The organism is Xanthomonas floridensis (genome assembly GCF_001642575.1).
In the GTDB taxonomy this organism is placed as follows: domain Bacteria; phylum Pseudomonadota; class Gammaproteobacteria; order Xanthomonadales; family Xanthomonadaceae; genus Xanthomonas; species Xanthomonas floridensis.
Map to the genome: position 1 here is coordinate 68,810 of NZ_LXNG01000023.1, position 20,387 is coordinate 89,196.

A 20,387-nucleotide genomic window follows, 5' to 3' on the forward strand; every position below is an offset into this window, starting at 1 on the left:
CGAGCGCCAGGCGCCTTGGTCCAGCGCGGCATACGATTGAAGCGAACAGCGACAAACTTGCATCCGGCCTTGCTAACGGCCAGGTCAAGGATCAATCCAACGTCGGCGCAACGCATCGGCACTACGTCGCTGCAGCACAGGTGTGCCGTGCCTGAAGATGGCGTTATGTTCGCCGCACTCGTGCAGCCAGCTGCAATGCAGGAAGCTGCGGCACGCTATCGATGGTGGGAGCGGCCATGCCATGGCATTCGCATCTCGCGCTCTGCCGCCAGCGATCGCATAAACGACAATGGCGCAGGGAAGCCCTGCGCCATTGCTTGGATCGAACCTGATGCGTAACGCGGATTACTTCGGGCTCTCGCCATACTGGTTCGGGCCGGGGGTGCCTTCCAGGCACATGAAAACCAGTACGATAAACCCACCGATGTAGGGCACGAAGCTGATCAGATAGAACCAGCCGGACTTGTTCTGGTCGTGCAGGCGGCGAACGGTCACGGCAATGCTTGGCACGATCAGTGCCAGCACGGCGATACCGATCACGGCTCCCACCAACCATGCCAGCGGACCGGGACCGCTATCGTTGCCCATCACCGCTGCTGCGATGGCAAACAGGGTGACCAACACGGCCAGGATGATCACCTGCAACAGCATGAACATCCAATATTCCTTGCGACGCGAGCGACCTTGAAAGTCGGCATAGCGCTTGAGCGGCAACAACATCCATTCCATCGTGGTTCTCCAGTTCGAGCAGTCAGCGGTCTTTGTGATCCGGTGCACAGTGCAACGGGCCGCGCATGGTGCCATAGCCGCTGTCTGGTGAAAACGGTTTCTTCATACCCAAAACGCAGCTACGAGCGGCCAGCCGACAGACGGTCACAGGCACCGATCAGGTCGCGCCAGCTACGCTGGGCGCGATCTGTCAGGCGGAACGATGTGGCTCAACCTGCCCATCGGCAGCGTTCACTTAATCCGCCGCCGCCTCCAGCGCCTGGCTCAACCGCTCCACCGCGATGATCTCCATGCCCTTGATGCTGGCCGTCTTCGGCGCATTGGCGCGGGGCACGATCGCGCGCTTGAAGCCATGCGTGGCGGCCTCCTTCAAGCGGTCCTCGCCGTTGGGCACCGGCCGTATCTCGCCGGACAGCCCTACTTCGCCGAACGCGATGGTTTTCTCGGACAACGGCCGGTCGCGCAGCGAGGACAGTACCGCCAGCAGCACCGGCAGGTCGGCTGCGGTCTCCTGCACGCGGATGCCGCCGACCACGTTGACGAACACGTCCTGGTCGCCGACCACGATGCCGCCATGGCGATGCAGCACCGCCAGCAACATCGCCAGCCGGTTCTGTTCCAGCCCCACCGCCACCCGGCGCGGGTTGGACAACGGTGAGGCGTCCACCAGCGCCTGCACTTCCACCATCAATGGCCGGGTGCCCTCGCGGGTCACCATCACGCAGCTGCCCGGCTGCTGGGTGCTGCCGCCGGACAGGAAGATTGCCGAGGGGTTGGAGACCTCTTTAAGCCCCTTCTCGCCCATCGCGAACACGCCGAGCTCGTTGACCGCGCCGAAGCGGTTCTTGAACGCGCGCAGCAGGCGGAACCGGCTACCGCTCTCCCCTTCGAAGTACAGCACCGCATCGACCATGTGTTCGAGCACACGGGGGCCGGCGATGCCGCCTTCCTTGGTGACATGGCCCACCAGGAACACCGCCGTACCGGTTTCCTTGGCAAACCGCACCAGCCGCGCCGCGCTCTCGCGTACCTGGCTGACCGATCCCGGCGCTGCGGTCAGCGACTCGGTCCACAGCGTCTGCACCGAATCGGCCACGATCAGCTTCGGCCGCGCCACGCTTGCATGCTGCAGGATGTGTTCGATGCCGGTTTCGGCCAGCGCATTCAAGCCTTCCAGCGGCAGATCCAGGCGCACCGCGCGCCCGGCAACCTGGGCCAACGACTCCTCACCGGTGACGTAGAGCACCGGCAACGTGCCCGCCATGCTGGCCAGCGCTTGCAGCAGCAGGGTCGACTTGCCGATTCCGGGGTCGCCGCCAATCAGCACCACGGCCCCCTCGACCAACCCGCCGCCCAACACCCGGTCGAACTCGCCGATGCCGGTGGACACGCGCGCCTGCTCGGTCTGCTGCACATCCTTGAGTGCCATGATCTTGGGCGCTTCGGCCTTGCCGGCCCACCCGCTCCGCCGCGAGGCAGCCGGCGACGCCTTGCCGCCAGGGGTCGCGCTTTCCAGCACGATTTCGCTGAGCGTATTCCACACCCCGCATTCGGTGCACTGCCCCTGCCATTTGGTGTACTCGGCGCCGCATTCGCCGCAGACATAGGCCGTCTTCGCCTTCGCCATTTCGCTATTGCCTGTTTCCGGAAGCTGCCAGCATAGTGGCTGGCCGTCTCAAAAGACGCGACCACGTGGCTGTGCGGAAGCACACTGCCTGCACCAACGCGCGCAGCACCCGCAGTGCGCCTGCGATTCACCATCGTCGCGCGGGCGACTCACTGACACCCTAGGCCACTGCCACGCGTACATGGGCGCTGCATGCCTGCACTCGAGCACTTTGAGTGCGTTACGAAGCGAGGGATCCTGCAGTCATCACAACGCGACGCAGCCAGCTACTTTTTTCGACTGCTGCAGGCCCATCAATGGAGCTCGCGCATGCACGTGGACCCACCTTGCAACGCTTGTGGTCGTTCTGGGCGCTTCACATCCCCCTGCTTGAATCGCTTGTAGCGTCGTTGCGGAGATCGACCGCGCGCTCGTGGATTGGCGGCATCGCGCATGAGAGGGTCGACCTCTTCACTGCAGGTTGGCAAACCACTGCAAGTCAGCAATCAACGGACGAGGCCATCATGAAACTCCTCATCATTATGCTGTTCGGATTATTCGGGCTTGCCCATGCGGGCGCGGCGCGCGCCGATGGGTGCGGCGGCAACCTCATCGACCAAAAGCCGGTGAGCATCGCAGGCGAAAGAGTCGGCGAACTACAGCTGTACTACAACAGCGGCAATGGCAAAAATTGCGCGGTTTTCGCGCATCTGGGTTCCACGCGTGGGAAGCCGTTGGTCACCAGCGTGGAGGTGTACGTCTGCAAGCCCAACCGTACCAATTGCGGTGTGTGGCAGTGGGATCCGTGGTGGGATCGCGACGATGGAACCTATGCCTATCAGGCAGGCCCGGTACGCATCGACGGACGCGACAAATGCGTACAGGCAATGGGATACCTGGACTACAAGGGACAAACCGGAGTTGCCGTCTCCGGCGTGCATTGTCGCTAGCAGAGCCCCCCTCGCGGCACGAGCGCTACATGTAATAACGGCGACGTTATCGATTACCGATAGCGGGCGAGAACGCTTCTATGGCAAACCAGGACGGGCAGGCGGCGTGCCAGCGTCGCCTGTCCGAATGAATCACCCGTTGGCCCGGCGACGCAAGACGCAACACCGAGCCAACGGATGACGACGTGGCACGTCGCGCTCAGCGCGCCTTATACAACTCGCTCAAGCGGTCAGGCTTGCCGGCAATACGCTCCAGGTGCGGATACAACAGACCGCCGTGGTAGTCGAGGCGCACGGTGTCGTAACGGTCGCCGCGCTTGACCAGCAAGTCGATCGGGGCCGTTGCGCCCTTGGCCGCCTTGATGGCGTCCTTGATCACTTCACCGCTGAACGCGCGGCCGTTGACGGCAACGATCGTGTTGCCGTTGATCAGGCCTGCATTGAATGCCGGGCCGTCCCACAACACCTCGTTGATTTCGCCGGACCCTTCCAGCGACAGACCCAGCGAATAGGTCAGGCTGACGTCGTTTTCGTTGCTCTCGTAGGTCTTGGTGGCCAGGTTCGGTTGGTCGGTGTAGACCAGCTTCCAGCCATTGGCCTCGATGCCGCCGTTCAACGAGCCATGCCCGTCCATGCGGCTGCGCAACAGGCTGGCCCAGTCGTAGGCGGCCACGCCATTGAGGGTGGCGACGATGTCGTCGAATGTGTACGGATTGACGTCCCAGTCGCCATTCTTCATGCCGAAGAAGGCCTTGCCGAAGTCGTCGATCGAGCGTTTGTTGTTGGTCAGCTCGCGCAGCTTGCTGTCCACTTCCAGCCACATCATCTGGCCGCCGGAATAATAGTCCTCGCTCATTTGATAGCTACGGTAGGCCTTGGGCCGGCGCATCGACATGGTGGGGTCATTGGTGGTGTCCTGCACCGTGCGCCAGGCCATGCCCGGGCGACCACGCTCGTAGGTGGCTGCAACGCCGGCCAGCATGTCGCGGGCCTGGTCCTGCGTCCACAATCCCGAACGTGCCGCCATCACCTCGCCCCAGAACTGGGTCTGGCCTTCGTACAGCCACAGCAGGCTGTCGCCCATGGGCACATTGAAGTTGGGCGTGGCCAAGTCGGCGCCGCGGCGATATTTGCCGTTCCAGGAGTGGTTGTATTCGTGCGCCAGCAGGTCGCGCATGATCCAGCTCTTGTCCCACTCGGTGAAGTAGTTGGTCGGGCCGCTGTTCTCGCTGGAACGGTGATGCTCCAGGCCGATGCCGCCCAGCTTCTTGGTCAGCGCCAGCAGGAATTCGTAATGATCGAAATGCCGTGCGCCGTACAGTTTGTCCATCTGCTGCACCAGCGCCGCATGCGCCTTGATCTGCTCGGGCTTGGCCTCCAGCGCCTTGGCCTCGTCGGCAAACACGTTGAGGTAGACCGGCTGCTTGCCGGTGCTCAGCTCCACCCGCTTGTAGTACTTGCCGGCAAACATCGGCGAGTCGACCAGGTCGTCGAAGTCGATCGGTTTGAAGGTAACCGTGTCGCCCACGCGGCGATCGGTTTCAAGCGCGGTGGCATAGCTCCAGCCAGCCGGCAGGGTGACGCTGGCCTGCGCCTTGATGTTGCGCGCGAAATATCCGGCCGGATAGATCGCCGTGGTGTTCCACTGCAGGTTGAGCATTTCCGGGGTCATCATCACCCGGCCCTGGTTGCCGGCCTGCGGCGAAAGGAACTTGAACTCGGCCGTCAGCTCGGTCGCGCCCTGGGGCACATCCACCTTGAACGCATAGACGTCGAATTGATCGCGAGTCCATGGCACTACCTTGCCGTCGACCTTGACCACCAGCCCGGCCAGTTTGTCGATCGGTCCGGTCGGCGAATGGTTGCCGGGAATCCACTGCGGGTAGAGCAGCGTCATCGGGCCCGGCTTGGCCGGCATGCTGGTCTTGACCTTGAAGATGCGGTGGGCCAGGTCGGTGGCATCGACGTCGATCTTCAGCGTGCCCTCGAACGGCACGTCCTGCGGCTGCGCGGTTTGCGCTGCGGCGGGCAAGGACAGCGCTGCCAGCAGCGACACGGACAACAAGGTGGGCATCTTCATCGCAACTCCGCAGGTGACCTGGAACAGGCAAGCCACGATGCTAAGCGCCAACCGGGCGTTACCCGTATGCCATTGGTCATGCCACAGGCCATGGACGGGCAAAAAAAAGCCGCCAGTGACTGGCGGCTTCCTTCGATCCGGCCTGCGGCCGTCTCAATGCATCATGTTGACGTTCATGTTGTGCAGCACCCACAGCGAACCGACGATCACGATGCCGATGATCAGCAACGAGAACAGGCCCACCTGCACGTTGGAGCGCTGCTCCGGCGAGCGGTCCATGTGCAGGAAGTACACCATGTGCACCAGCATCTGCACGGCAGCCATCAGCGAGATCACGATAACGGTCACGCCCTTGGAGAACGCGCCACTCATCACCATCGCAAACGGGATGACGGTGAGGATCACGGCCATGACGAAGCCGATCAGGTAGGACTTCAAACCGCCGGCGTGCGCGTCGGCGGCATTTTCGGGGTGGTGGTGATTGGCCATTACAGCGCTCCCAACAGATAGACGACGGTGAACACACCGATCCAGATGATGTCCAGGAAGTGCCAGAACAGGCTCAGGCACGCCAGACGCGTGCTGTTGCGCGCGGTCAGGCCATGCTTGGAGATCTGGATCACCAGCACCGCCATCCACAGCAGGCCCGAGGCCACGTGCAGGCCGTGGGTACCCACCAGGGTGAAGAATGCCGACAGGAACGCGCTGCGTCCCGGGCCAGCGCCTTCATGGATCAGGTGGTTGAACTCCCACACTTCCATGCACAGGAAGCCGATACCCAGCAGCGCGGTGACGGCCAGCCAGCCGTACAAGCCGCCCATCTTGCGCTTGTGTGCGGCAATCATCGCAAAGCCAAAGCTCAGGCTGCTGAACAACAGCAGGAAGGTTTCCACCAGCACGAACTTCAGATCGAACAGCTCCTTGGCGGTCGGCCCATCCACCGTGGCGCCGGAAAGCACCGCATAGGTGGCGAACAGTCCGGCGAACAGCAGGCAGTCGCTCATCAGGTAGACCCAGAACCCGAAGACGGTGTTGCCACCGGCGTCGTGATGCGCGTGGTCGTGATCGTGGCCGCCCGCGTGGGCGGCGTGGTCAAGCGTGGTCGAAGAAGCCATGGTCATACCACCTTCGCGGCCTGCGCCGCCTGTTGCTGTTCGAGCAGGGCAAAGCGTGCGTTTTCGATGCGCTCCACTTCTTCTGCCGGCACCCAGTAATCGATGTCGTTATCGAAGGTACGCGCGATGAAGCTGCCGATCATGCCCACCAGGCCGATGATGGCCAGCCACCAGATGTGCCAGATCAGACCAAAGCCCAGCAGCACGCTGAAGGCACCCATGTAAACGCCGGCACCGGTATTGCGCGGCATGTGGATGGCTTCGTACCTGGATGGACGCACCCAGCCCTTGCCATTCTGCTTGTCGGCCCAGAACTGATCGCGGTCGTCGATGTGCGGCAGCACGGCGAAGTTATAGAACGGCGGCGGCGAGGAGGTAGCCCACTCCAGCGTGCGGCCATCCCACGGATCGCCGGTGTAGTCCATGTGTTCCTTGCGCTTCCACACGCTGTAACCGATCTGCACCAGGTTCAGGAAGATACCCAGGCCAATGATCGCAGCGCCCACCGCGGCGACATACAGCCACGGCGCCCACTCGGGATGGTTGTAGGTGTTCATGCGACGCGTCATGCCCATGAAGCCGAGCACGTACAGCGGCATGAAGGCCACGAAGAAGCCAATGATCCAGCACCAGAACGAAGCCTTGCCCAGCTTTTCGTTGAGCTTGAAACCGAACGCCTTCGGGAACCAGTAGGTCAGGCCCGCCAGGTAACCGAACACCACGCCGCCGATGATCACGTTATGGAAGTGGGCGATCAGGAACAGGCTGTTGTGCAGCACGAAGTCCACGGCCGGAATCGCCAGCATCACGCCGGTCATGCCGCCGATGGTGAAGGTGATGATGAAGCCGATCGTCCACAGCACCGGCGAGGTCATGTGCACGCGACCGCGGAACATGGTGAACAGCCAGTTGAAGATTTTCACGCCGGTCGGGATCGAGATGATCATCGTCGTGATGCCGAAGAAGGCATTGACGTTGGCACCCGAGCCCATGGTGAAGAAGTGGTGCAACCACACCACGAACGACAGCACGCCGATGCACGAGGTGGCATACACCATCGAGGTGTAGCCGAACAGGCGCTTACGGCTATAGGTGGCGATCAACTCGGAGAAGATGCCGAACGCCGGCAGGATCAGGATGTAGACCTCCGGGTGACCCCAGATCCAGATCAGGTTGACGTACATCATGGCGTTGCCGCCACCGTCGTTGGTGAAGAAGTGCGTGCCCAGGTAACGGTCGGCACCCAGCAACGCCAGCGCCACGGTCAGGATCGGGAACGCAGCGATGATCAGGATGTTGGTGATCAGCGCGGTCCAGGTGAAGATCGGCATGCGCATCAGGGTCATGCCCGGCGCGCGCATCCGCATGATCGTCACGAAGAAGTTCACACCGGTCAGCAAGGTGCCCAGTCCGGAGATCTGCAACGCCCAGATGTAGTAATCGACGCCGACCCCCGGACTGTATTCCAGCCCCGACAACGGCGGATACGCCAACCAGCCGGTCTGCGCGAATTCACCAACGCCCAGCGAAATGTTGATCAGCGCCGCGCCGGCCACGAACAGCCAGAAGCTCAGCGAGTTCAGGAACGGGAACGCCACGTCGCGCGCACCGATCTGCAGCGGCACGATCAGGTTCAACAGGCCGGTCATGAACGGCATGGCCATGAAGAAGATCATGATCACGCCGTGCGCGGTGAAGATCTGGTCGTAGTGATGCGGAGGCAACACGCCCTCACCGCCACCGCCGGCCAGGGCCTGCTGGGTGCGCATCATCGCCGCATCGGCGAAACCGCGCAGCAGCATGACCAGCGCCACGATGATGTACATCACGCCGATGCGCTTGTGATCCACCGAGGTGAACCACTCATTCCAGAGATAGCCCCACAGCTTGTACTTGGTGATGGCGCCCGCAATCAGCAGGCCGAGCAAGCCGGCACCACCCAGCGCGACCATGATGATCGGCTCGTGGTACGGAACCGCCTCGATCGTAAGTTTGCCTAGCATCACTTGTCTCCAGAAGTGCACATGGCGACCGGCTCTGCAGCCGATGCCTCCTGGTCCCCGTGGCCTTTGCTATGGCCCGGACCATTCATGTATTTGTCGACCAGTGAGCGGAACATGCCGTCCTGCACCGACGAGTAGTAGGTGACCGGATACTGTTCCTTGTCGTTGCGATTGGCAGCCAGCACCTGATATTCGGCGGCATTCAAGGACGTCTGCGATGCCTTGACCTTGGCCACCCATGCATCGAAACCGGCCTGGTCGACGGCATGCGCCTTGAAGCTCATCTTCGAGAAGCCGTGACCGCTGTAGTTGGTCGACAGGCCGAAGTATTCACCCGGCTCGTTGGCCACCAGATGCAGCTTGGTTTCCATGCCCGCCATCGCGTAGATCATGGTGCCCAGGTGCGGAATGAAGAACGAGTTCATCACCGTGTCGGAGGTGATCTTGAAGTTCAGCGGCGTGTGCACCGGGAACGCGATCTCATTGACCGTGGCGATGTTCTGATCGGGGTAGATGAACATCCACTTCCAGTCCAGCGACACCGCTTCGATGTTGATCGGCTTGACGTCCGAATCCAGCGGCCGGTACGGGTCCAGCGCATGCGAAGAGCGCCAGGTCAGCACCGCCAGCACCAGGATGATCACGCACGGGATCGACCACACCACCACTTCGATCGCGGTGGAGTGCGACCAATCCGGCTCATAGCGGGCCGTGGTGTTGGAGGCGCGATACTTCCACGCGAACGCAATCGTCATCACGATCACCGGGATGACCACGATCAGCATCAGCACCACGGAGGTGATCAGCAGTTGCTTCTCGTCGTGGCCGATCTGGCCTTTCGGATTGAGGATGGCCGAGTTGCAGCCTGCCAACAGCAGGAACGGCAACATCAGACCTGGACGAAGTAAACGCCCGAGATGTTTCAGCGGAATCATCGGTCGATCCAAGTGCGAAGGAACGCCAGCCGCGCATCGTCTCCCGCAAGGGAGATGTCCGGCGATGCCCTTCGTTTTGAGGGAGGGCCCACGCAGACCGAAGTCGCAGGTTAGCGCGCCAATTTTAAGCTTTGCTGCACCTGCACGAAACCCATTGGCAATGATCTGGCGCAATAAATGCGCGCAAGACCGTGCGACATGTTGTCGCAGCGCAGCGCAAGCAAAAGGCAGGCCATGACGACCGTCGTCGCAGCGTGCGATCTACAGTGCAACTGATACGAAAAACGCGTGGAACACGCTTGCGAACGCCAAAAACGCGACTGGATCGGCCAAAGGCCGACCCAGTGCTGAAGCGATGGTGCCGGAAATAGGAATCGAACCTACGACCTACGCATTACGAATGCGCCGCTCTACCAACTGAGCTATTCCGGCGAGCCGTGCATTGTAGGAGCGGAGCCAGGGGCTGGTCAATCGCCGCCGTGGCGGCCAGCTGCGCGAATGGTCTCCCCGACGTGCCGACATCCGGACGTTGCTCACTCCGCCCTGCCCAGCAGCCTTGGCTGCAGACGTCAAATCAGCCGACCAGGCGCAGCCGCAGTTCCTTGGGCAGCGCGAACACCATCGATTCCGGCTCGCCTTCCAGTTCGGAGACGCCCGCCGCGCCGAGCTCGCGCAGCCGCGCCAGCACGCCATCGACCAACACCTGCGGCGCCGAGGCGCCGGCGGTCAGGCCGATGTGCTGCTTGCCGACGATCCAGGCCGGATCGATTTCGCTGGCGTTGTCGATCAGGTAGGACTCCACCCCGTCGCGCCGGGCCAGCTCGCTCAGGCGGTTGGAATTGGAACTGTTGGGCGACCCCACCACCAGCACCAGATCGCACTGCCGGGCGAGATCGCGCACCGCATCCTGGCGGTTCTGGGTGGCGTAGCAGATATCGTCATGGCGCGGCCCCTGCATCGCCGGGTAGCGCGCACGCAAGGCCTCGATGATGCCCATGGTGTCGTCCACCGAGAGCGTGGTCTGGGTGGTGTAGGCAAGATTGTCCGGCTGATCGATCTGCAGCGTGGCGACCTGCTCGATGTCTTCCACCAGGTAGATCCTGCCGGCGCCACGTTCGCGGTTCCATTGCCCCATGGTGCCTTCCACTTCCGGATGCCCGGCATGGCCGATCAGCACCACGTCGCGGCCGGCCCGGCAATGCCGCGCCACCTCGAAATGCACCTTGGTCACCAACGGGCAGGTGGCGTCGAACACCTTCAGCCCACGCCGCTCGGCTTCCTGGCGCACGGCCTGCGAGACGCCGTGCGCACTGAAGATCACCGTGGCCGCATCCGGCACTTCGTCCAGTTCCTCGACGAAGATGGCGCCGCGCTCCTTGAGATCGTCGACCACGAAGCGGTTGTGCACCACTTCGTGACGCACATAGATCGGCGCGCCCAGCGTCTCGATCGCACGCTTGACGATCTCGATTGCGCGGTCGACACCGGCGCAGAAACCGCGGGGATTGGCGAGCAGGACATCCATACGCTTGTTCTCTTCGACGGCCCGGCCAGGGTGGACGGACATTTCAGGGGGTGCACCAGCCGATGCACGCGAAGCTGCGTCTTCGGCGGGTGCGGCGACCGGCCTTGCGGGACGGGCGCGTCACGGCTTGTAAGCAGGATTATCCCGCTTTTCGGCTGCGCTTGCCGTCGAACAGACCGAACAGTGCGATCCCGATGGCGCCCCCCACGATCGCCGAATCGGCAATATTGAAGGACGGCCAGGTATGGCTGCCGATGTACCACTGGATGAAATCGACCACGTGGCCGTGCATCAGGCGGTCGATCACGTTACCGATCGCCCCGCCGATCACCAGCGCGTACGGCAGCGCGCTGCGCCAGTCCCCGCGCGCGGTGCGCGACAGCCAGAATGCCAGCAGACCGCTGATACCCACCGCCAACGCGGTGAAGAACCACAGCTGCCAGCCACCAGCATCGCTCAGGAAACTGAAGGCTGCGCCGGTGTTGTAGGTGCGGTACCAGTTCCAGAAGCCGTCGATGACCGGCACCGGGGTGTATTCGGGCAGGCTGGACAGCACCCAGGCCTTGCTCCACTGGTCCAGCCCGACCACGAGTGCCGACAGCAGCAACCAGATCAGGGCGGAGGGTTTGGGGCGTTGACTCATGTCGGAAGGTCGCAGTTGGTGGTGACTTCTCCGACGTCGGAGAAGATGCCTGGATGGCGATAGGTGATGGCGGTGGCAGATGAAGCTGACGAAAGCGGGATGACAGGCAGGCAAGGATGGCATGGGCACCGGAGCCGGCTACCCTGCCCCGCCGTGCCGCATGCGCCACGCTTCAGCAAGGGCGTGCATGCAGCGCCGGGGCACTCGTCATCCGGCACCAGCGCCTGCCCATGATGCCGCGACAGAGGCGCACGCCAGCCCGTACGGGGTCTCGATAACGCGTGACAGGACCTGCCCGCCACGCGCCTTCATGCACCCCCGTCAGAACCAGCGGCGTTGCTCGCCGGGGCCTTCGATATTGCTGACGCAGCGGCTGCACAGTTCCGGGTGACGCGGATCGCTGCCCACGCTGGCCTGGTGGTGCCAGCAACGCACGCACTTGGCCTTGCTGGTCGGTTGCGCACTGACGAAGATGTCGTCGGTGCTGGCCGCGGTCACGGTCACATCGCCACTGATGAACAGAAAGCGCAGCTCCTGGCTAAGCGGCTGCCAGCGCGCGGCGGTCTGCGCATCCGCGGCCACGGTGATTTCCGCTTCCAGCGCCGCGCCGATGGCGCCATTGGCACGCATCGGTTCCAGCACCTTGGCGACCTGCTCGCGCAGGGCAAGCAACTTGTCGACATCGGCACTGGTCAACGCCGCATCGGCTGGCAGGGGCGCCAGGCCGTCATACCAGGTGGCGAACAGCACGTTGCCGGCATGCTCGCCCGGCAGATAGGCCCATAGCTCGTCAGCGGTGAAGCTCAGCACCGGCGCCACCCAGCGCACGAACGCCTCGGCCACGTGATACATCGCGCTCTGCGCCGAACGCCGTCCGCGCGAATCCTCGGCCATCGTGTACAGACGGTCCTTGGTGACATCCAGGTACAGCGAGCCCAGGTCCACGCTGCAGAAGTTCAGCAGCGCCTGCACGATCTCGGCGAAGTCGTAACGCGCGTAGGCGGCCACGATCTTTTCCTGCAGCTCGTGCGCGCGATGCACGATCCAGCGGTCCAGCAGCACCATGTCCTCCAGCGCCACCAGATGCTGCCGTGGATCGAAGCCATGCAGATTGCCGAGCAGGAAGCGCGCGGTATTGCGCAGGCGGCGGTAGGCGTCGGCATTACGCTTGAGGATCTCCTGCGACAGCGACATCTCGTTGCTATAGTCGGCCGAGGCGATCCACAGGCGCAGGATGTCCGCACCCAGGGTCTTCATGATGTCCTGCGGCTCGATGCCGTTCTTTTCGGACTTGGACATCTTGCGGCCATGCTCGTCCACGGTGAAGCCGTGGGTGAGGCATTGCTTGTACGGCGCCACCTTGTCCATCGCCACGCCGGTCAGCAGCGAGGACTGGAACCAGCCGCGATGTTGATCGGAGCCTTCCAGGTACAGGTCGGCCGGCTTGGGCAGGCCGCGGTCCACCAGCACCGCTTCGTGCGTCACGCCAGAGTCGAACCACACATCCAGGATGTCGGTGATCTTGTCGTAGTCGGCAGCCTCCTCGCCCAGCAGCTCGGCCGCATCCAGCGTGTACCACACGTCCACGCCACCCTGCTCCACCCGGTCGGCGACCTGCCGCAGCAACTCGGTGCTGCGCGGATGCGGCTCGCCGGTTTCGCGGTGCACGAACAGGGCGATCGGCACGCCCCAGGTGCGCTGGCGCGAGATGGTCCAGTCCGGGCGGCCTTCCACCATGCCGGCGATGCGCGCCTGGCCCCATGCCGGGTACCAGGTCACCTGCTCGATTGCCTTGAGTGCATCGGCGCGCAAACCGGCCTTTTCCATCGAGAAGAACCACTGCGGCGTGGCGCGGAAGGCAATCGGCGTCTTGTGGCGCCAGCAGTGCGGGTAGCTGTGCTCCATCTTGCTGGCCGCCAGCAGCACGCCGGTATCGCGCAGCGCCTCGATGATGATGTCGTTCGCCTTCCAGATATGCAGTCCGGCCAGCACGGTGTCGCCCAGCGGCGGCGTCGACGGCAGGTACACGCCGCGGCCATCCACCGGGTTGATCTGCGCGGCGCCATAGCGCTCCAGCAGCCCGTAGTGCTTGGAAACCTGGTAGTCCTCCTGGCCATGGCCAGGCGCGGTGTGCACGGCGCCAGTACCGTCCTCGGCCGACACGTGGTCGCCCAGCAGCAGCGGGATCTCGCGCTCGGCATAGAACGGGTGATTCAGCAGCATCTGCTCCAGCGCCGCACCCTTGGCATGGCCATGCACCACGACCTCGTCCACGCCGTAACGGGCCAATACCTTGGCCGCCAGCGCCTCGGCCACCACCAGCCAGCGCGGCTGGTCGCGATCGGCCGGGCCTTCGGCCAGCACGTAGTCCAGGTCCGCGCCCAAGCTCACCGCCAGCGAGGCCGGCAGCGTCCACGGCGTGGTGGTCCAGATCGGCACCGCCACGCCCATGCCGGCCGGCAAGCTGGCGCCGAAGGCAGCAGCCATCGCCGCCGGGTCACGGGCCGGATAGGCGATATCCACCGTCGGCGACAGCTTGTCGGCGTATTCGATCTCAGCCTCGGCCAGCGCCGAACCGCAGTCGAAGCACCAGTGCACCGGCTTCACGCCACGGGTGAGGTGGCCGTTGTCGACGATCTTCGCCAGCGCACGGATCTCGTTGGCCTCGAAACGGAAATCCAGCGTCTTGTACGGGTTGTCCCAGTCGCCGATCACACCCAGGCGCTTGAAATCGCGGCGCTGCAGATCGATCTGCTCGGTCGCGTATTCGCGGCACTTCTGGCGGAACTGCGCGGCATCGAGCTTGACGCCGACCTTGCCGTATTTCTTTTCGATCGCGATCTCGATCGGCAGACCGTGGCAGTCCCAACCCGGGATGTACGGCGCATCGAAGCCAGCCAGATACTTCGACTTGACGATGATGTCCTTGAGGATCTTGTTGACCGCATGGCCAAGGTGGATCTGGCCGTTGGCATACGGCGGGCCATCGTGCAGCACGAACAGCGGGCGCCCGGCCGCGTTGGCGCGCAGCTGCGCATACAGCCCCTCGCGCTCCCAGCGCTCCAGCATCGCCGGCTCGCGCTTGGGCAGGTCGCCGCGCATCGGAAATTCCGTCGCAGGCAGATGAAGAGTGGCTTTGTAGTCTTGGGTCACAGGAATCTACCGTTGCGCTGCTTTCATTGAAGAGTCCGCACAAGGACGTGCGGGCTGTTGCGAAGGACTCGCACTATTGGCGTCCGCACACGGAGGTGCAGGCTGTTGCGAGGGACTCGCACTATTGGCGTCCGCACACGGAGGTGCGGGCCGTTGCGAGGGACTCGCACTATTGGCGTCCGCACACGGAGGTGCGGGCTGTTGCGAAGGACTCGCATCATAGGTGGGCTGTTGCGAGGAACTCGCATGGATTTCGCCTGCTCCGGGAGCCGCAGCACCTTGCGCGTGACTGTTTTCGGTCCCCGCGAACACATCGTGAGCCTGCTGCAGGCCGCCACTACGTCCGGCGCCCACCAGCATGCGCGACGGACTGCCCTGAAGCACCGCGCGGGCCTGCTCGGCATCGCGATGCATCTGCACGGTCAGCGCATGAAGGCCATCGAACTTTTCCTCGTCGCGCAGCTTGGCGACGAATTCGACCTCCAGGTGCCGGCCATACAGGTCACCCTGGAAATCGAACAGGTGCGCCTCCAGCAGCGGCTCCACGCCAGCCACGGTCGGCCGAGTGCCGAAGCTGGACACCGATGGCCATGGCTGCGCGGCCACGCCATGCACCCAGGTTGCATAGATGCCCGACAGCGCCGGCGTGCGAGAAAATCGCAGGTTCGCGGTGGGATACCCCAGCGTGCGCCCCAGCTGCTTGCCGCGCACCACCCGTCCTCCGATGGCGTACGGGCGGCCGAGCAGATCGGCGGCATGCGCAAACTCGCCTGCCACCAACAACTCACGGATGCGTGTGGCGGAAATGCGCTCGCCATGCAGATGCACCGGCGCGATCTCCCCGGCCGCAAATCCATGCTGTTCGCCCAGGGTGCGCAGCAAGGCGATGTCGCCGCCACGGCGATGGCCGAAACGGAACTCCGGGCCGATCCATACCTCGCGGGCGCAGAGCCGGCCGACCAGCGCCAGGCGCACGAAGTCCTCGGCACGCATCGCCGACAGGCGGCCATCGAAACGGATCAGGCCCACGCTGTCGGCACCGAAGCCGAGCAGCCCTTCGATCTTGGCGCGTGCCAGGGTCAGCCGCGGCGGTGGGGCGGCCGGGGCGAAGAACTCGCGCGGCAATGGCTCGAAGCTCAACGCCACCGCCGGCACGCCAAGCGCGCGCGCGCGGTCAACCGCGTGCTGCACCAATGCCCGATGCCCCAGGTGCAGGCCATCGAAAGCGCCGATGCAGACCACGCTTCCGCGCGGGAACAGCGTCCCGCCCTCGACGTCTCTAAACAGCCTGCTCATTCCTCGATCCAAACAGATGCCGGCCTGCGGCCGACCCTCGCTGATGCATAACTTGTGAGTATAGCCGTGCCTGTCAACCCGCATGACCCGCATCGATCACGCAAACGCCCACCGGCACGATGCCGCGCCAGCGTCAGGCACGCCCGCCCGGACAGGCCGCGGCCGGCAACCAACCGCCGGCCACCACGAGCCGCGACACACACCTTGTGCCGCCTGCCCTTACCGATTCCAGACAGCGGCAACGCGCGCCCGCAAGCGCCACAGAGCCCCGCCCCAGACTCAGCTCTCGCGCAGATCCCGCGGCCGCAAGCCCAGCGCCAGCTGGGCCACCACGTAGGTAAGCCCGCCACTGCCGACCAGCACCGCCAGCCAGCCGATCCGCTGCCACTTGTCCATTCCGGTGAAAGACGGCAGCCACCACAGCAGGCCCAGCAGCACCACGGCCATTGCCGCACACGCCAGCAGCAGGCGCAGCGCATAGCCGCTCCAGCCGGGCCGGCGCTGATATACGCCGGACTTGCCCAGCCAGTACCACAGCAGCCCGAGATTGAGATAACTCGACAGCGCACTGGCGATGCCCAGCGCCAGATGCAGTCCGGGCTGCTTGCCCAGCGCCTGCATCACGCCCTGCGCCTTGAGCTCGGGCGGCACCATGAGGTGATACAGCACCGCCAGGAATGCAAAGTTGAACACCATATTGGCCACCAACGCCGCCACGCCGGCGCGCACCGGGGTGCGGGTGTCCTGGCGCGCATAGAAGGCCGGCAGCACTACCTTGAGCATTGCGTAGGCCGGCAGACCGAAGCTCAGCCCGTACACCGACAACGCCGTCATGCGGGTGTCGAAGGCGGTGAACTTGTGATACTGGAACAACGTTGCCACCAGCGGCTCGGCCAGCAACAACAACCCCAGCATCGCGGGCATTGCGATCAGCAAGGTGGTCCGAAAGCCCCAGTCCAGCGCACTGGAAAATGCGGCGCGGTCGGTCTTGACGTGATGGCGCGCCAGCGCCGGCAGGATCACCGTGCCCAGCGCCACGCCAAAGACACCCAGCGGCAATTCCAGGAACCGGTCGGCCAACGACAACCACGACTGCGAGCCATCGGTTAGCTTGGCGGCGATCACGGTGTCCAGCAGCAGGTTGATCTGCGCCACCGAGGAGCCGAACAGGGTCGGCACCATCAGGGTCAGCACCTTGCGCACACCCGGATGTCGCCAACCCCAGCGTGGCAGGGTCAACAGATTGATGCCTTTCAGCGAAGGCAGCTGGAACAGCAACTGCAGCATGCCCGCCGCCAGCACCGCCCAGCCCAGCGCGAGGATCTGCCTTTCCGGTGTCCCGCCCAGCCGCGGGGCCAGCCACACCGCCCCGGCGATCATGCACAGATTGAGGATCACCGGAGTCAGCGCCGGCATGGCGAACTTCTGGAAGCTGTTCAGCGCCCCGCCCGCCAGCGCGGTCAGCGAGACAAACAACAGGAACGGGAAGGTCAGACGAAACAGGTCCACCAGCAGGCCATGCTTGGCCGGGTCGGTGTCCACCCCGCTGGAAAACAGCGTGGCCAGCTGCGGGGCGAAGATCAGCGCCAGTGCGGTGACCAGCAGCAGCACCCCGCCGAGGGTACCGGCCACGCGCGCCATCAGCTCGCGCAGCTCGGCATGCGAGCGGGTTTCCTTGACTTCGGTAAACACCGGCACGAAGGCGGTGGCGAAGGAGCCTTCGGCAAATAGCCGCCGCAGGAAGTTGGGAACCCGGAAAGCTACCCAGAACGCATCGGTCACCGCATTGCTGCCGAAGGTGGTGGTGATGACCTGGTCGCGCACCAGCCCCAACACCCGCGACACCATGGTCATACTGCTGAACGAGAGCAGGCCCCTCACCATGCGGGGTGTGCTCATGGGCGATCCCTCTTGACAACTGACTTGACGTACATATCTGGGTCCATCATACTTTCGCGCTTGCTTTTTCCACCATACCGATTTTTCAGGAACCCACCACCGTGGCCAATATCAAGTCCGCCAAGAAGCGCGCCAAGCAGACCATTGTGCGCAATGAGCGCAACACCGGTCAGCGTTCGATGCTGCGCACCGCCGTCAAGAAGGTGATCAAGGCCCTTGACGCCAACGATGCTGCAGGCGCCGAAGCTGCTTTCGCCGTTGCACAGCCGATCCTCGACCGTTTCAGCGCCCGTGGCCTGATTCACAAGAACAAGGCCGCCCGTCACAAGAGCCGCCTGACCGCGCGCATCAAGGCCATCAAGGCCGCGTAAGCGATCAGCTGCAACGTCGCCGGAAGTCTGGCTTCCGGTGGCACAGAAAAACCCGGCCTCGGCCGGGTTTTTTGTGTGTGCGTGTGCGCACTCAACCTGCATTGCGTGCCTCGAGCTCGTCCTCGCGCTGGCGATCGAAGAACGCCATCACGTCCTTCATGATCGGAAAGGTGCCGTCGCGGCCCAGCGCCGAAACCAGGTACCAGGGCGCCGTCCAGCCCAGCTCGGCCACGATGGCCTCGGCAGCGGCACGCGCCTCGTCTTCGAACATCAGGTCGGCCTTGTTGAGCACCAGCCAGCGCGGCTTCTTCAGCAACTCCGGATCATGCCGTTCGAGCTCGCGCTCAAGCGTGCGCACCTGGTCGGCCGGCGACACACCGTCCACGCCACCATCCATCGGCGCCATATCCACCAGATGCAGCAGCAGGCGGGTGCGCTGCAGATGGCGCAGGAACTGCGTGCCCAGGCCGGCGCCATCGGCGGCGCCCTCGATCAGGCCCGGCACGTCGGCAATCACGAAGCTGCGGTAGGCCTCGACGCTGACTACGCCCAGATTCGGATACAGAGTCGTGAACGGGTAGTCGGCCACCTTGGGCGTGGCCGAGGACACCGCGCGGATCAGGGTGCTCTTGCCGGCATTGGGGAAACCCAGCAGGCCAACGTCGGCCAGCAGCTTCAGTTCCAGCTTGAGCAGACGCTCTTCGCCCTCTTCGCCGGTGGTGGACTGGCGCGGCGCGCGGTTAACCGAGCTCTTGAAATGCATATTGCCCAGACCGCCCTTGCCGCCCTTGGCCACCAGCAGGCGATCGCCGTGCTGGATCAGGTCGCCGATCACCTCGTCGGTCTGCACATTGATCACCACGGTGCCGACCGGCACCACGATGACGCGATCCTCGCCACCCTTGCCGTAGGCCTGGCGCCCCATGCCGTTCTCGCCGCGCTGCGCCTTGAAGGTGCGCTCATGACGGAAGTCGACCAGGGTATTGACGTTCTCATCGGCCACGATCCACACGCTGCCACCGGCACCACCATCGCCACCGTCCGGCCCACCCAGCGGAATGAACTTCTCGCGGCGAAAGCCGACACAGCCATTGCCGCCATTACCGGCGGTGACCAGGATTTCTGCTTCGTCGACTAATTTCATGGGATGACAACCGGGAATGGAGAATGGGGGAATAGGGAATCGGCCAAAAAAGCAGCCTGTCCCCTGCGGGCGAGCGCACTCACCAGCAAGACAGCAAAAAGCGAGAAGAAACCAGGAGCCGGCTTTTCCGATTCCCGATTCCCGATTCTCCACTCCCGGCCGTCAAACGAAAAACCCCGCAAAAGCGGGGCTTTCCGTCTCGTCCGCCGGGCAGCGATGCCCGACGGACTGGCCTGCATGGAGCGGGCGATTACGCCTCGGCAACCACGCTAACGGTACGACGCTTCTTCGGACCCTTGGTGGAGAACTCCACCTTGCCGTCGACCAACGCAAACAGCGTGTGGTCACGACCCAGGCCGACGCCGGCGCCCGGATGGAACTGGGTGCCGCGCTGGCGCACGATGATGTTGCCGGCATCGATGGCCTGGCCACCAAAAATCTTCACGCCCAGGTACTTCGGGTTGGAATCGCGACCGTTGCGCGAGGAACCTACGCCCTTTTTATGTGCCATGACTGGTTCTCCTTACTTCTTGTCGCCACCGGCGATGCCGGTGATCTCGATTTCGGTGTAGTGCTGACGGTGTCCCTGACGCTTCATGTGGTGCTTGCGGCGACGGAACTTGATGATGCGCACCTTGTCGGCGCGGCCATGGGCCACGACCTTGGCGGTGACCGAGGCGCCCTTCAGCGCATCGCCCAGCTTGATGCCATCGCTATCGCCCAGCATCAGGATGGTGTCGAACTTGATCTCGTTGCCAGCTTCGACTTCGAGCTTTTCCACGCGGAGCGTTTCGCCCTGCGCGACGCGGTATTGCTTACCGCCGGTTACCAGAACTGCGTACATGACCAGGTGTTCCTCTGTAGTTATTATGGTCGCCTGACTTGCCCATGGGGCAGACAGGAGCGGGATTGTACTGGCTTGGCAGGTTTCGGGTCAA

Annotated in this window: 17 protein-coding genes and 1 tRNA gene; 2 read left to right on the forward strand and 16 right to left on the reverse strand. The window is 63.8% G+C overall.

Annotation, left to right across the window (positions count from 1 at the left end):
* Nucleotides 1–345 precede the first annotated feature (345 nt).
* Together A7D17_RS13860 and radA are read right to left on the reverse strand one after the other, a co-directional pair.
* Nucleotides 346–729 carry a DUF805 domain-containing protein gene (locus tag A7D17_RS13860; RefSeq protein WP_064509618.1) on the reverse strand — a complete coding sequence of 128 codons (384 nt, stop codon included), beginning with the start codon at nt 727–729 and terminating at the stop codon, nt 346–348.
* A 235-nt stretch (nt 730–964) separates the two neighbouring features.
* Nucleotides 965–2,356 (reverse strand): DNA repair protein RadA, encoded by a 1,392-nt coding sequence (gene radA, locus A7D17_RS13865; RefSeq protein ID WP_064509619.1) that lies wholly within the window; start codon nt 2,354–2,356, stop codon nt 965–967.
* 503 nt (nt 2,357–2,859) lie between these two features.
* Between radA and A7D17_RS13870 the strand changes: the two genes are divergently transcribed.
* Entirely contained in the window at nt 2,860–3,285 is a 426-nt protein-coding gene (locus A7D17_RS13870) for a hypothetical protein (protein WP_153041948.1), read from the forward strand.
* A 199-nt stretch (nt 3,286–3,484) separates the two neighbouring features.
* Here A7D17_RS13870 and A7D17_RS13875 read toward each other — a convergent pair whose 3' ends face one another.
* The 11 genes from A7D17_RS13875 to murJ form a co-directional block, all read right to left on the reverse strand.
* Nucleotides 3,485–5,365: a M61 family metallopeptidase gene (locus A7D17_RS13875; RefSeq protein ID WP_161946549.1), complete on the reverse strand. Its 1,881-nt coding sequence runs from the start codon at nt 5,363–5,365 to the stop codon at nt 3,485–3,487.
* 153 nt (nt 5,366–5,518) lie between these two features.
* Complete coding sequence (cyoD, locus tag A7D17_RS13880) at nt 5,519–5,854, reverse strand: cytochrome o ubiquinol oxidase subunit IV (RefSeq protein WP_064509621.1); 336 nt, start codon at nt 5,852–5,854, stop codon at nt 5,519–5,521.
* Nucleotides 5,854–6,486, reverse strand: coding sequence for a cytochrome o ubiquinol oxidase subunit III (gene cyoC, locus A7D17_RS13885; protein WP_193395344.1), 633 nt, complete (start codon nt 6,484–6,486; stop codon nt 5,854–5,856). Before cyoC ends, cyoD begins: the two co-directional genes overlap by 1 nt.
* Nucleotides 6,483–8,483, reverse strand: a complete 2,001-nt coding sequence (cyoB, locus tag A7D17_RS13890) for a cytochrome o ubiquinol oxidase subunit I (protein ID WP_064509777.1) — start codon at nt 8,481–8,483, stop codon at nt 6,483–6,485. Before cyoB ends, cyoC begins: the two co-directional genes overlap by 4 nt.
* The gene (gene cyoA / locus A7D17_RS13895) at nt 8,483–9,418 is read right to left on the reverse strand and encodes a ubiquinol oxidase subunit II (RefSeq protein ID WP_064509622.1); all 936 of its coding nucleotides are present in this window, start codon (nt 9,416–9,418) and stop codon (nt 8,483–8,485) included. Before cyoA ends, cyoB begins: the two co-directional genes overlap by 1 nt.
* 356 nt (nt 9,419–9,774) lie before the next feature.
* A tRNA-Thr gene (locus A7D17_RS13900) sits at nt 9,775–9,850 on the reverse strand.
* A gap of 142 nt (nt 9,851–9,992) precedes the next feature.
* Nucleotides 9,993–10,943, reverse strand: coding sequence for a 4-hydroxy-3-methylbut-2-enyl diphosphate reductase (gene ispH, locus A7D17_RS13905; protein WP_064509778.1), 951 nt, complete (start codon nt 10,941–10,943; stop codon nt 9,993–9,995).
* A 139-nt stretch (nt 10,944–11,082) separates the two neighbouring features.
* Complete coding sequence (lspA, locus tag A7D17_RS13910; RefSeq protein ID WP_064509623.1) at nt 11,083–11,586, reverse strand: signal peptidase II; 504 nt, start codon at nt 11,584–11,586, stop codon at nt 11,083–11,085.
* Nucleotides 11,587–11,907: 321 nt separating this feature from the next.
* Nucleotides 11,908–14,739 (reverse strand): isoleucine--tRNA ligase, encoded by a 2,832-nt coding sequence (gene ileS / locus A7D17_RS13915; protein WP_064509624.1) that lies wholly within the window; start codon nt 14,737–14,739, stop codon nt 11,908–11,910.
* A 6-nt stretch (nt 14,740–14,745) separates the two neighbouring features.
* Nucleotides 14,746–16,035 carry a bifunctional riboflavin kinase/FAD synthetase gene (locus A7D17_RS13920; RefSeq protein WP_425479600.1) on the reverse strand — a complete coding sequence of 430 codons (1,290 nt, stop codon included), beginning with the start codon at nt 16,033–16,035 and terminating at the stop codon, nt 14,746–14,748.
* 279 nt (nt 16,036–16,314) lie between these two features.
* Nucleotides 16,315–17,919, reverse strand: coding sequence for a murein biosynthesis integral membrane protein MurJ (murJ, locus tag A7D17_RS13925; protein WP_082861987.1), 1,605 nt, complete (start codon nt 17,917–17,919; stop codon nt 16,315–16,317).
* Nucleotides 17,920–18,035: 116 nt separating this feature from the next.
* Between murJ and rpsT the strand changes: the two genes are divergently transcribed.
* The gene (gene rpsT, locus A7D17_RS13930; RefSeq protein ID WP_003484323.1) at nt 18,036–18,305 is read left to right on the forward strand and encodes a 30S ribosomal protein S20; all 270 of its coding nucleotides are present in this window, start codon (nt 18,036–18,038) and stop codon (nt 18,303–18,305) included.
* Between the two features lie 91 nt (nt 18,306–18,396).
* On the opposite strand, the gene obgE is transcribed toward rpsT, so the two are convergent.
* From obgE to rplU, 3 genes are all read right to left on the reverse strand, one after another.
* Nucleotides 18,397–19,449, reverse strand: a complete 1,053-nt coding sequence (gene obgE, locus A7D17_RS13935) for a GTPase ObgE (protein WP_064509626.1) — start codon at nt 19,447–19,449, stop codon at nt 18,397–18,399.
* Between the two features lie 250 nt (nt 19,450–19,699).
* Complete coding sequence (rpmA, locus tag A7D17_RS13940) at nt 19,700–19,960, reverse strand: 50S ribosomal protein L27 (RefSeq protein WP_003484326.1); 261 nt, start codon at nt 19,958–19,960, stop codon at nt 19,700–19,702.
* A gap of 12 nt (nt 19,961–19,972) precedes the next feature.
* Nucleotides 19,973–20,293, reverse strand: a complete 321-nt coding sequence (rplU, locus tag A7D17_RS13945) for a 50S ribosomal protein L21 (RefSeq protein WP_003484328.1) — start codon at nt 20,291–20,293, stop codon at nt 19,973–19,975.
* Nucleotides 20,294–20,387: the final 94 nt, after the last annotated feature.

Bases quoted from the DNA above. Each gene is read 5' to 3' on its own strand.
- A7D17_RS13860 (WP_064509618.1), bottom strand. From the start codon at position 729: ATGGAATGGATGTTGTTGCCGCTCAAGCGCTATGCCGACTTTCAAGGT.
- radA (WP_064509619.1), bottom strand. From the start codon at position 2,356: ATGGCGAAGGCGAAGACGGCCTATGTCTGCGGCGAATGCGGCGCCGAG.
- A7D17_RS13870 (WP_153041948.1), top strand. From the start codon at position 2,860: ATGAAACTCCTCATCATTATGCTGTTCGGATTATTCGGGCTTGCCCAT.
- A7D17_RS13875 (WP_161946549.1), bottom strand. From the start codon at position 5,365: ATGAAGATGCCCACCTTGTTGTCCGTGTCGCTGCTGGCAGCGCTGTCC.
- cyoD (WP_064509621.1), bottom strand. From the start codon at position 5,854: ATGGCCAATCACCACCACCCCGAAAATGCCGCCGACGCGCACGCCGGC.
- cyoC (WP_193395344.1), bottom strand. From the start codon at position 6,486: ATGACCATGGCTTCTTCGACCACGCTTGACCACGCCGCCCACGCGGGC.
- cyoB (WP_064509777.1), bottom strand. From the start codon at position 8,483: ATGCTAGGCAAACTTACGATCGAGGCGGTTCCGTACCACGAGCCGATC.
- cyoA (WP_064509622.1), bottom strand. From the start codon at position 9,418: ATGATTCCGCTGAAACATCTCGGGCGTTTACTTCGTCCAGGTCTGATG.
- ispH (WP_064509778.1), bottom strand. From the start codon at position 10,943: ATGGATGTCCTGCTCGCCAATCCCCGCGGTTTCTGCGCCGGTGTCGAC.
- lspA (WP_064509623.1), bottom strand. From the start codon at position 11,586: ATGAGTCAACGCCCCAAACCCTCCGCCCTGATCTGGTTGCTGCTGTCG.
- A7D17_RS13920 (WP_425479600.1), bottom strand. From the start codon at position 16,035: ATGAGCAGGCTGTTTAGAGACGTCGAGGGCGGGACGCTGTTCCCGCGC.
- murJ (WP_082861987.1), bottom strand. From the start codon at position 17,919: ATGGTGAGGGGCCTGCTCTCGTTCAGCAGTATGACCATGGTGTCGCGG.
- obgE (WP_064509626.1), bottom strand. From the start codon at position 19,449: ATGAAATTAGTCGACGAAGCAGAAATCCTGGTCACCGCCGGTAATGGC.
- rpmA (WP_003484326.1), bottom strand. From the start codon at position 19,960: ATGGCACATAAAAAGGGCGTAGGTTCCTCGCGCAACGGTCGCGATTCC.
- rplU (WP_003484328.1), bottom strand. From the start codon at position 20,293: ATGTACGCAGTTCTGGTAACCGGCGGTAAGCAATACCGCGTCGCGCAG.